This window comes from Photobacterium sp. ABD4_091, assembly GCF_056160145.1.
Window position 1 is genome coordinate 44,149 of record NZ_JBSWWQ010000008.1, and the last position, 11,736, is coordinate 55,884.

Annotated in this window: 12 protein-coding genes; 8 read left to right on the forward strand and 4 right to left on the reverse strand. The window is 46.5% G+C overall.

Annotated elements, in window-relative coordinates; all coding sequences use genetic code 11:
• Positions 1–28 precede the first annotated feature (28 nt).
• A complete protein-coding gene (locus tag ACXAGQ_RS28375; protein ID WP_475258536.1) occupies positions 29–835 on the reverse strand; it encodes a 6-phosphogluconolactonase in 807 nt (268 codons plus the stop codon).
• 54 nt (positions 836–889) lie between these two features.
• Positions 890–2,167, reverse strand: a complete 1,278-nt coding sequence (locus ACXAGQ_RS28380; RefSeq protein WP_475258538.1) for an ABC transporter substrate-binding protein — start codon at positions 2,165–2,167, stop codon at positions 890–892.
• 278 nt (positions 2,168–2,445) lie between these two features.
• Between ACXAGQ_RS28380 and ACXAGQ_RS28385 the strand changes: the two genes are divergently transcribed.
• Positions 2,446–3,633, forward strand: coding sequence for an ROK family protein (locus ACXAGQ_RS28385; protein WP_475258539.1), 1,188 nt, complete (start codon positions 2,446–2,448; stop codon positions 3,631–3,633).
• A gap of 335 nt (positions 3,634–3,968) precedes the next feature.
• Entirely contained in the window at positions 3,969–4,619 is a 651-nt protein-coding gene (locus ACXAGQ_RS28390; RefSeq protein ID WP_475258540.1) for a Qnr family pentapeptide repeat protein, read from the forward strand.
• Positions 4,620–4,649: 30 nt separating this feature from the next.
• Here the strand turns inward: ACXAGQ_RS28390 and ACXAGQ_RS28395 are convergent, their stop codons facing one another.
• Positions 4,650–5,246 carry a LysE family transporter gene (locus tag ACXAGQ_RS28395; RefSeq protein ID WP_475258541.1) on the reverse strand — a complete coding sequence of 199 codons (597 nt, stop codon included), beginning with the start codon at positions 5,244–5,246 and terminating at the stop codon, positions 4,650–4,652.
• Between the two features lie 178 nt (positions 5,247–5,424).
• Between ACXAGQ_RS28395 and ACXAGQ_RS28400 the strand changes: the two genes are divergently transcribed.
• The 3 genes from ACXAGQ_RS28400 to ACXAGQ_RS28410 all read left to right on the forward strand — a co-directional run bounded on the left by ACXAGQ_RS28400 (position 5,425) and on the right by ACXAGQ_RS28410 (position 7,483).
• Positions 5,425–5,904, forward strand: a complete 480-nt coding sequence (locus tag ACXAGQ_RS28400; RefSeq protein WP_475258542.1) for an Lrp/AsnC family transcriptional regulator — start codon at positions 5,425–5,427, stop codon at positions 5,902–5,904.
• Positions 5,905–6,105: 201 nt separating this feature from the next.
• On the forward strand, positions 6,106–6,348 hold the full coding sequence (locus tag ACXAGQ_RS28405; protein WP_475258543.1) for an HP1242/YdcH family protein: 243 nt from the start codon (positions 6,106–6,108) through the stop codon (positions 6,346–6,348).
• A gap of 205 nt (positions 6,349–6,553) precedes the next feature.
• Entirely contained in the window at positions 6,554–7,483 is a 930-nt protein-coding gene (locus ACXAGQ_RS28410) for a universal stress protein (protein ID WP_475258544.1), read from the forward strand.
• A gap of 130 nt (positions 7,484–7,613) precedes the next feature.
• Here ACXAGQ_RS28410 and ACXAGQ_RS28415 read toward each other — a convergent pair whose 3' ends face one another.
• On the reverse strand, positions 7,614–8,882 hold the full coding sequence (locus ACXAGQ_RS28415; RefSeq protein WP_475258546.1) for an adenylosuccinate synthase: 1,269 nt from the start codon (positions 8,880–8,882) through the stop codon (positions 7,614–7,616).
• Between the two features lie 161 nt (positions 8,883–9,043).
• On the opposite strand from ACXAGQ_RS28415, the gene ACXAGQ_RS28420 reads away from it, so the two are divergent.
• The 3 genes from ACXAGQ_RS28420 to ACXAGQ_RS28430 all read left to right on the forward strand — a co-directional run bounded on the left by ACXAGQ_RS28420 (position 9,044) and on the right by ACXAGQ_RS28430 (position 11,628).
• On the forward strand, positions 9,044–9,952 hold the full coding sequence (locus ACXAGQ_RS28420) for a LysR family transcriptional regulator (protein WP_475258547.1): 909 nt from the start codon (positions 9,044–9,046) through the stop codon (positions 9,950–9,952).
• Positions 9,953–10,133: 181 nt separating this feature from the next.
• Positions 10,134–10,382 (forward strand): hypothetical protein, encoded by a 249-nt coding sequence (locus ACXAGQ_RS28425; RefSeq protein ID WP_475258548.1) that lies wholly within the window; start codon positions 10,134–10,136, stop codon positions 10,380–10,382.
• Between the two features lie 115 nt (positions 10,383–10,497).
• Complete coding sequence (locus ACXAGQ_RS28430; RefSeq protein WP_475258550.1) at positions 10,498–11,628, forward strand: S-(hydroxymethyl)glutathione dehydrogenase/class III alcohol dehydrogenase; 1,131 nt, start codon at positions 10,498–10,500, stop codon at positions 11,626–11,628.
• Positions 11,629–11,736 lie beyond the last annotated feature (108 nt).

Sequence of the window (11,736 nt, forward strand, 5' to 3'; positions counted from 1 at the left end):
ATCAGAAACCAGAAACTAAAAAACAGTATTAATCGATGGTGACATCGTCAGGTATTGCATCATTAACAATATGCACTTTGGCATTTTTGCATTCATGAATAATGGTTGAAGGCCAGCTTTCATCATAACAGTCGGACTGAAATATCTTTCTGGCAGCCTGCTTCTTATGCTCACCATCAATCAGCAGGCCTGCTTCTTTCGACAAAGCAGCAATAGAAGCGGGTCCAATTGTTAAGCCATACTCAGGCACTTCCGCCAACGAGTTGAAATCTGGGAAAGTACCGAGGTTATCCGTTCTTGTCGTGTCGGCTAATTTGGTCACTCTGGTCACATCATGAATAGATGTTCCCGGCGGATTGAATGCAACGTGGCCATCCGATCCGCCCGTCGCGAGAATAAAGTAATCAATCCCACCTGCCGCTTTGATTCTACTATCGTATTCCTGCGGAGCAGCAAGATCAGGAAACCAGACATTCTCTTGCGGGATCTGGTGGGAACTCTCCAGATTGCTATTCAACCTCTGCCTAATATCCACTTCCGCAAACCGTCTGCAACTATAATGGGCATCAGCATCGGCCTGCCGTAGCCCCTGATCGGTATCAAGCACGTAGTCGTCCATCATGATGATAATAAGATGGCTAAGATCTTGGTTTTCTGAACCGGCCTGTTCTGCCATTGCTTGGTAGACCGCCATCGGAGAGCGCCCGCCAGGACACCCCAGCAAATAAGAAAGATTGTTCGCTCTAGCCTTTTCCACTCCAGAGAGAATATAACGGGCTAATGCCGCTCCCTGTTCACTGCGATTGGTGTAACGGGTAAATGTTGTCGTATTCATGGCTATATCCAAGTCTGTAAAGAAATGGCACAGCAGCGCTGTGCCAACAAATCATTACCAGCGAGCTCTGCGTTTTACTCGCTCTAACTCTCGCTCCAGCTTTGTTAAAGCCGCTTGAGGGTCTGTATTGCCGGCAAGAGCTGCATGCACATCTGACCAAATGGTGTAGCTGACTCGGCTGTATTGATCACCGGCAATCTGGGATGGCCTCGCCACAACATTTTCAAAAGCTTGTTCTACTTGGGACAAGAACGGATTAGCGGCGATGATCTCTTTATCTTGATACAGCGCAGGTAAGGTAGGGCTATATCCGCCTTCAATGGCACGACGCTTCTGCTCTTCTGGGCCAGTAAGGTACTGCACTAGGTCAACGGCAATTTCGGGATTAGATGAATACTTGGAGACGCCCAGTAAGGCAGTACCATAGCAACCGGCATTTTTTCCATCAGGTGTCGCCTTGGGTAGCGAAACCACACCGACTTTATCTTTTATTACACTGCTGTCTGAATTGGCTAAGTTCCATGCATACGCCCAGTTACGCATAAATAGGGCATTACCATTTTGGAACACCCCTCTCGAGGATTCTTCATCATAGTTCAACACCCCAGGAGGGCTGATATTGTTTACCCAACTAGAGGCAACTTTTAAAACTTCCACATTGTCTGGGCTATTGACCGTAATATCCCCTTTGTCACTGACGATAGAGCCATTGCGCGTGCTGCCAAACCACTCTGCAATGTTACATGTCAGCCCTTCATAGGGCCGGCCTTGCCAAACATAACCCCAGAAATCGTCATTTCCTTGCTTACGCTCAGCGGCCTGGATCTTTTCGGCCGATTGGGTTAACTCAACATAGGTTGTAGGAATAGGTTGCTCGTACTTTTCGAGAAGGTCCTTGCGGTAGAACAGTAATCCAGTATCCATATACCATGGAATAGAAAGCACTTTCCCATTCACCGTTGTTCCATCAACTGCAGCTTTGAAATGCTGGCCCAACTCCTCTTTGCTAACATATTCCGTCATGTCAACGAGATGATCTTTCAGCGCACCGGGCCAAATAGTATCGAGTATAAGAACATCGACATCCGTCGACTTAGAGGCAAGCAGCTGTTGATATAGTGGCAAGACATCATCCCAACCCGCGGGAAGCGTAACGACATTCACCGTGTTACCGGTTTTTTCTGCCCAGCTAGATGTTCCCTCTCGACATAGTTGCAGCTCTACACCAGAAGAACTGCAGAATACAGTAACCTCTGCAGCGACAGTCACTGCAGGCAGGGTGCCCAATACAATACTTGTTGCTAAGCCCAAACTACGTAAAGGTGTTGGCATGATGTTATCCTCTCCTTGATTAAATCAATTAAAGTGATTTAATCAGAGGCACCTCAATATTGGCTAGTTTTTAATCTGCAATATGTGACATAAGCATCAATAAGACTTTAGTTACAACCAATTAGGAATGATTGATCACATTTAAATACGTACTTATCTCATTAGGTCTTACAAAAGCTTGAACTGAATCAAAATGAATTAAACTTGATAACTCAATTAAATGGATTTAATGTATTGCTATAGCGATAAGGCTGACAAGTAACGGAGAGCCTCTGGCAATGAGAGGGACAAACCACGAGGATACTCGTCGATTTAATTTAGCTGCTGTTTTTGAAACCGTGCGTAAGTCAGGTTCAATTAGCCGAGTAGAAATAGCTAGCCGAACAGGCTTGAGAAATCAGACGATTACCAATATCACTCGCGAGCTCATCGAGTCTGGTTTACTCATTGAAGCAGGAAAAATAAAGGGCAAGAGGGGCCAGCCCCAGACCATTCTTGAAGTCAATAACCCTAATGCGTGCTCAATCGGGATCCAGATAGACAAGGGCATCATGACGGCTCGGCTAGTCGATATTCAGCTCAACACATTAGCCAGTCACCGCGGCGAGATGATGAGCCTGGAGCCTGCATATATCGTCGATGAAATTGCTAAAGTCATTAACCAATTATCCGCCCGCATCTCTGAAAACCAAGTCTTCTGGGGCACTGGCATTGCCGTTGCGACTCTGATTAACAACGAAGCGCCAGAAGACTTATTGTCGCCTGGCTGGGGTATATGGAAGAATTTCAATCTTCTTGCTGAACTGAGCAAGCAAATCAGTACCCCGATATACCTAGAAAATGATGCGACGGCCGCCGCGATTGGCAGCCGATTTTCTGGCCAAGGCAACATGTTGAATAATTTTGCCTATCTCTATATTGGCAACGGCATTGGCGCAGGGTTGATAGTCAATGGCCAACCCTATAAAGGAGCTTGGAATAACGCCGGAGAAATCGGCCGTATCCAGTGGCCAAATAAGGGTGAATTAGAGCACCTAGAAAAATTGTTGTCCCTCTCAGGACTTAGCCGTGCCTTGGAGTGCCCGGAATCTGAGTTGTTAATGGCAGATTTCATCGAACAGCAAATTACGCTATCAAGTCCGCAATTTACGGGTTGGTTGGACGAAGCGGCGTTGCGCCTTAAATTCATCGTCAATATTTTGGAAAATATGCTTGAGCCAGAGAGCATCATCATCGGCAGCACACTGCCCAATGCGCTACTTCACAAACTGCTTGAGCATGCCGAACCACTACCAACCTCTATCTGCGCGCTCACCAACAGGCAGCACCCCCGGGTTATGATCGCGCCCCAATCAAACAACATAATTGCCACAGGCGCAGCCGCAATACCTATGTACGCCACTTGTAATCCTAAACTAATCAACTTATTCAATGGCTCGCACTCAACGCCGCCGGCATTGGTTTAATTAATCAGGCGTCATGATTCCTTGGCACCAACATTCATGACGCCTAGCGCATTACCCAAAACTCAATCTAGGAATGTATAAATAGCGAACTAATATTTCTTAAAATCACACACCAAAATAAAGCCCCCAAAAACAAGTGCAGAGTAGCGTTATGAAAGGCAAGCACGCCCATCAGATAAAATTAATTAAACCCTGTATATAGCTGTTTTGATGCCTTTTTTTTGCCATTTAAACACCATCGAAAAAAGTTCTATTTACAAGGAATTATCTCTGGATTTTCAACCAGCTTTAGCTGTAACCTGCCCCCACCAAGACGACAAATGACGGCATTTTCAATGAAAGACCAAACCTATCTCGACCACGATTTTTCAGAGCAAAACTTTGAATACAGCAAGTTCGAAAACTGTACCTTTATCCGCTGCAATTTCAGCAGAACTAATTTGAACGAGGCCGAGTTCATCAATTGCCAATTTATCGAGCGCGGGGATGTCGAAGGCTGCCGTTTTGAATTTGCCAAACTCAAAGAAGCCAGTTTCAAAGACTGTGATCTCAGTATGGTCAACTTCCGTGGTGCCCAGTGCTTTGCTATCGAGTTTCGAGCCTGTAACTTGAAAGGTGCCAACTTTTCCCAAGCCAGCTTTGCCAACTACCTGACAGCAAACAATTTCTTTTGTTCGGCCTATATATCGGCCAGCAACCTAGCCTATGCCAACCTGGAAAACCAAAAACTAGAGCAATGCGAATTATTTGAAAACCGCTGGATAGGGGCTAATTTAGTTGGTGCTTCACTTAAAGGGTCAGATCTCAGCCGAGGTGAGTTCTCAGCCGATAGCTGGGGCCAGTTTGATATCGAAGAGTGTAACCTTTGCCATGTTGATCTCAACGGGCTTGACCCTAGGCGCGTCAGTCTTAAAGGCGTCATGATCTGTGACTGGCAGCAAGAGCAGCTGCTCGAGCCTCTAGGGTTAATCATCACTGCTGGCTAAGCCTGTCACCGGCCTCCTCTGGAGGCCAGTCTAGATCACAACTGTCACAGCAAAACAGATGAATAGCACTCCCGCTCCCTTTTCAATTGGAGAGATCACCTTATCCAACCAAGGTGTCAACGCTGGCACAGTCAGAAGTAAAATCACCAGAGAGAACCAGCATAAACAGATCAGCGTGATAACGACCCCATACCCCAGCTGAACCATAAACTCCGTGTCGGGCGATATGACCTGGCTAAATACACTCAAGAAGAACAATGTGGCCTTTGGGTTTAAGATATTATTGATAAAACCTTGCCGCCAGTAGTGGCTGGAAATAGCTTTATCTGTTGCCGATTGTCGAGCTTGGCTGCCACTTGCCAGCGCTTTAACACCAAGATAAAACAGATAGGCCGCACCTGCATATTTCATCGCCCCCATTACCCACACCGACTGTGATGACGCGGCACTCACAATAACAATTGAATAGCCAATATGAACCCATATTGCGGTCGACACGCCACAAGCCGTTTTGAAACCAGCTCGCCTTGAACCCACAATGGTATTTCTCACTACGATCAAAAAATCTGGACCCGGGGTAATAACAGTGACCAACGTAATGGCAACCAATGTATATAACTCAACCAATGTAAGCCTCCTGCTTACCTATTTGCGATTTAACAACCTTGCGATATACAACGGTTTGAAACGCCGTTAATTATTCATAATTTATGGGTATTTTTTCACACTATGACGGCAAGAACATTGCTATCTCACCTCGTTTTCTCTATAGATAAGAAATATCTTTTCCAATATCAGGTTAAAAATGAAAAATCCTTCCTTAACACTATCAAGGGTTGATATAGACATCCTCAACACCTTGCAGTCAGACTGCAGGATCACCGTGGGTGAGCTGGCTGAAAAAGTAAACCTTAGCGAAACACCATGCTGGCGCAGGTGGAAAAAGCTTGAAAATGAAGGTTATATCAATGGCTACGGTGCCCTTCTCAACAAGAAGGCGTTTGACCTCTCCGTTATAGGCTTTAGCCAAATCCAACTTGATAGCCATCACCTTGAAGACACAGAAGAGTTTGAAAAAGAGATAGAACAACTTGATTGGGTGTTAATGTGCTTTTGTATTGCTGGCGAGTCTGACTATGTCGTACAAGTCATCGCAAAGGATCTGGAACAATATTACGAGAGAGTATCCAAACTTAGGTGTATTCCCCATGTGTCTTCAATACACTCAAGTATTGCTATTAAAGAAATCAAAAATACCCATAAGCTCCCCATCGATAGTTTTTAGCTGAATAACTCATAGTTGTAACTCATTACCGATGACCTTTCCTCAATGGTGAAAAAGGTGATCAAGCTATTGGTTCAACAAGTTTAATCACACTTTCCTTTACTTTTTACAGGGAAGTCAGGTCGATACTGCCAAAGCTGCTATCCTATTAGGTGCAATTAACCCGAGTGTAACTATTTTTAGGTTGATCCAGGAGGTTGTATGTTAGGAGAAGATCACTCACTGCTCAGCGAGTTCCCACAGTTCAAAGATACTATTTTCGACCTATCCGCAAACAACGCGGTGTTTGCCAAAGACGCTATAAAATACGATTCTCTTGATAAAGAAATTCGTGAATTGGAGCTCAGCGGCTCCCCCATCGATGATATTGCGATGCACGATCTCAAACACCAAAGAGCGGAACTCAAAGATTCGCTCCATCAGCGTTTAATTAACTGCCGCTAACAACAGATGCGTTTCGGGCCATCGCTAGGTGGCCTGTGATTCATCGCTATACTTGCCTCCCTCCTAAACTAAGATCAACCCCACAAAACGAGTCTCATAAATGCGTATTTCTGTTACCAAACATGAACCACTCAGGTAATCGCTAACCAGCCGTTATACACTAAAGTTATAGGCCACAACTTTTTTGCGTGTTTAAGGAGGACATATGAAACTCAATCGACTATTGGTTACCATTGCTCCTGAGCAACCGCTCAATGATTCCTTCCACCAGGCTTTCGCCTTTGCCAATCGATGTTCTGCCCAAGTAACCCTGTTAACCGTTATTGAAGAGCTATGCGAATTAAAGGAAGTCGCCAAGCATTCCAATACCGCAGTCAACATCATTGACGAGGCAGAAAAGTATTACCACAGGCAACTCAATCACTATGTTGAAGTGCTTAATGCCGAGTACCCTAATATTACGTTCAATACCTTGGTTCGTATCGGTATCCCGCATATCGAAATCATCAAGGAAGCCAAGGCATCACAGGCCAGTATGGTGATCATTGACTCAACCAGAGATGACAAAAAGTTAGCCTGTCAGCGCGGTCGCAACACCTTAAACATCATACGTAAATCTGAAGTACCAATTTGGTCAATCAGCTCTTACTCTAAGCCCATCGAGCAAGTGGTTGCGGCAATCGACCTTAGCAATATCGAATACCAAGGCTTTAATTCCAAACTGGTTGCCCTGGCGCTGGAATATTGTGAAATCACAGGAGCTGATCTCACCTTATGCCATGCATGGCGGCTTGATTCAGAAGGCTACCTGAGAAAATGGAGCGGCTATGAAGATGATGACATCGCGCAGCTCTCGCAGAAGATGAAAGACGAACGTATTGAACGTTTGAAGTCTTTACTGGAACCACACCAAGGTAGTGCGGTGAACACCAAAATTGAAATTGTCGAAGGCGAAGCAAGGGAAGTCCTTCCGCTGTATGCGTCAGCGAAAGGAGTGGATGTGGTGATCTTAGGTTCGCTTTCTAGAACCGGTATCGCAGGCTTCCTTATGGGGAATACTGCCGAATCGATGATTAACCAGCTGAGTTGCTCGGTATTGACCCTCAAACCGGATTCATTTGAATCACCGGTATAACCCCAGCACAATGCGTCAATTAACAACAAGCAAATAACAAAAAGCCAGTACCTATACGAATATAGAGTACTGGCTATTCTGTATCCGATTCTAATATATCTGAATCAGGTATATTAGAAGCAGAGCGGGATTAGCGCATGATCATCTGTTCGCGGCCCGGGCCGACAGAAACCATTTTCACCGGTACACCCATTAGCTCTTCGATACGTAGCACGTAATTTTGAGCGGCTTTGGGCAACTCTTCGAACTTGCGGCAACCAGTAATATCTTCGCTCCAGCCTTCCATCTGCTCGTATACAGGCGCTAGAGAAGCAGTCTGTGGCCAAATTGGGTTCTCGCTGTGGTCACCATCGTAAGCAACACAGATTTTAAGGTCGCTCAGGCCACTTAGGCAGTCCACTTTTGTTAGGGCGATTTCAGTTGCTGCTTGCAGTTCAACACCGTTCTTAGTCGCTACGGCATCAAAGTAACCCATGTCACGTGGTCGGCCAGTCGTTGCACCAAACTCACCCGCAGCTTCACGGAATGCATCTTGCTCTTCCATTGCAGTGATCAAGGTACCAGTTCCCACCGATGAACTGAACGCTTTGGCAACCGCAATCACGCGCTCTGGGCGAAGTGCTGGCAGGCCACTACCGATACCGGCATACATAGAGACAACGTTAGACGATGTAGTCCATGGGTACTCACCGTAAGTTAGGTCACGGCCTGCGCCAAGCTGGGCTTCAAATAGCAGGTTCTGATCTTCTGCTTGCAGCGCTTTAAGCGGCAAAGTTACGTTGCAGATCGCATCACGCCATGGCTCAGAGACTTCCAACAACCATTCGGTCATCTCTTGTGCGGTCTGGCTGAATTCGAAAGTCGGGTAAAGGGCTTTTAACTGAGGCAGTTTCCAGTCCATCCAGAACTGAATACGCTCGCACAGTACTTCTGGCTGCTTCAACCAACCGACCAAGATTCCTTTTTTCATCACGCGGTCACCGTAAGCAGGTGCTATGCCCTGACGGGTTGAACCGTAGGCTGCATCACCCAAGCGAACTTCTTCTAAGGTATCTTCAAGAGCATGGAGTGGGAGACACAAAGTAGCACGGTCAGAAATGCAAAGGTTAACGTTAACCCCGGCAGCTTTGACTTCGGCTAGTTCGGTAGATAGAGGCTCAGGGCTGATAACCATACCAGGGCCTAGCACCGCAAGACAGTCTGGGTTAAATACGCCGCTTGGCAGCTGGTGCAACTTGAAGGTTCCCAAATCATTAACCACAGTGTGGCCGGCATTATTACCACCTTGGAAACGAATACTTGCAGAAGCTTTCTCAGCAAGGAAATCAACGATTCGGCCCTTGCCTTCATCACCCCAGTTAGCACCAACAACAACAGTAGATTGTCCACGTAGCGACATAATTAACTCTCCCAAACAAAGATGCGATTATGCTAAGGCGACCAAGCTAATAAGAAAAATTAATAATCGTTATAACTCCAATAAGGATCTCATATGGGATTTTGTGACAAAGGGCGTAGAATAGGGCTATTCGGCGTTAGTAGTTCAACAGGCGAATCTTTATGCTAGACCTCAATTGGCTTAATACCTTTGTTACCCTGGCTCGGTTAGAGCATTTTGGCAAAACAGCCTCAGAGCTGCACATGACCCAGCCCAACGTTAGCTTGCACATCAAGCAGTTGGAGCAAGCTACCCGGGTAAAATTGGTCGAGCGTAATCCGTTTCGCCTGACCCAAGCTGGCGAACGCTTGCTACAAAGCGCCCAGTCAACCTTGCAAGAACTGCAGGTTTGCCAGTCTGATCTCAATGCCATCAATGACTTGTCGCAAGGCACACTCTCAATTGCGGCCAGTGACATTATCTCCCGGCTGCTGCTAATCAAGCCCTTCCAGTCATTCAAGCACGAGTTTCCCGGTATCGATCTTTCCTTGTTCAACACCACCTCGACCCAGGCAGCCGAACTGGTCAAAAGCGCCAAGGCCGATTTGGGGTTTGTAATTGCCCAGAAAGAAAGCCAACCGCTGCACTTTACCGAATTGCGTCAAATACGCTGGTGTGCGTTTGGAAATGGCTTGAGTCAGTGGCAACAGCAAGCCAAGGAAGGAAAAATGACGCCATCAGGCGAAGAGCCGACACTGATCTTATTGGGGCACGACACCCGTACCCGGGATCTGATTGATCTTGCCCTGCCCTATTTGCACTTACCAAAATACAGGATAATGGAAGTCGGCAGTGTCGATGCCCAAATAGATTGGGCCGAAGCTGGATTTGGCATTGCCATCGTGCCTGCATTTTCACTGCACCCGAAGCTCAATCTAAAAAGCACCATCACTCCACTACCCGATTTCCCGACCACCAGCTTGGGTTATATCGTGCGCCAGAACCAAGTATTATCGCGTGCGATTAAGCAGCTTCTGCATTGGGTAAGCGAAGAGATCGCCAACTCTCAGCACGGAAGCCCTACGGAATAAACGAATAACGTCATTAATCGTGCCGGCATAACTAAGTATGGCTCGGCATGATTATTAATCTGTCGGTAAAAGTGATTTAACCAGTCGGGGCATTATCATCACACCGAAAACAAACCATAATCTCGCCTATCGAAACACAGCAATTTTCTGCTGAACGTTCAATTTACACAGGTAGAAGATAATGAACCGTTTTATTTTATCGACAGTACTTTTGGCTTTTTCAGCTACAACCCTAGCCGACCTAAGTATTGCTAGAAGTGGAAATAACGCTTGGGTCATTACTTCAGACCAATCAAACAATGAAATGAGCGCGTTGACATATGGCCGCAAACCAGCCCTAGGACACACGGTTAAATCGAGCAGCGCAAAGCAATTATATATCCCAGCAACGCTTAAAGACGCCCGTAAGATTCAGAATAATAAAGTTTAAATTACTCAACATAAATAATCTGCCATTTAAGTTTGGGTGAAATACCCTACAGCTCGGCTACCCCTTCTATACTTTTGTCGTGCATTCTCCCCTTTATTCTTTGCGAGGAAATACTATGACCGACAAATTCATCAAGTCTAAAGCCGCTGTGGCATGGGCTGCAGGTCAACCGCTATCAATGGAAGAGGTGGATGTCATGCTACCCCGCACTGGTGAAGTGCTGGTACGTATCATCGCAACGGGCGTATGCCACACAGATGCGTTTACCCTTTCAGGCGATGATCCTGAGGGGATCTTCCCAGCTATTCTCGGTCATGAAGGCGGAGGGGTGGTCGAAATGGTCGGTGAGGGTGTGACCAGTGTTGAAGTCGGCGATCACGTTATTCCACTTTACACACCCGAATGTGGCGAGTGTAAATTCTGCCTATCAGGCAAAACCAACTTATGCCAAAAGATACGGGAAACCCAAGGTAAAGGCTTGATGCCCGATGGAACCACGCGCTTTTACAAAGAAGGCAAGCCAATTTACCACTATATGGGTTGCTCAACGTTTTCTGAATATACCGTATTGCCCGAAATCTCTCTTGCCAAAGTGAATAAAGAAGCTCCCCTAGAGGAAGTCTGCCTACTCGGATGCGGGATCACTACGGGTATGGGGGCTGTTTTGAACACTGCCAAAGTTCAGAAAGGAGATACTGTTGCGGTATTCGGCCTTGGCGGGATCGGCTTATCAGCAATTATCGGAGCCAAAATGGCTGGTGCCAGCCGCATAATTGGTATTGATTTCAATGAAAGCAAATACGAGTTGGCGACCAAGCTTGGTGCCACCGACTGCATTAATCCGCAGAAATACGACAAGCCAATTCAAGACGTTATCGTTGAACTCACCGATGGCGGGGTAGATTACTCCTTCGAATGTATCGGTAACGTCAATGTCATGCGTTCGGCCCTTGAGTGCTGTCACAAAGGCTGGGGCGAGTCGGTCATCATTGGTGTTGCTGGCGCTGGCCAAGAAATTTCTACCCGTCCCTTCCAACTGGTCACTGGCCGCGTATGGCGAGGCTCGGCATTCGGTGGGGTAAAAGGCCGCTCAGAATTACCGGAAATTGTAGAACGCTACATGGCTGGGGAATTCGCTTTGGATGATTTCATTACCCACATCATGGGGCTGGAAGATGTGAATCATGCATTTGACCTGATGCATGAAGGTAAAAGTATCCGCAGTGTCATCCACTACAACAAATAAAGATAGGACGTATACAAAAAAGCCCCAGCATTTCTGCTGAGGCTTCGTTGTAGTGGCGGAGCGGATGGACTCGATGGTCCGGCACCCCGGCCCGCAGACAAAAGTGCA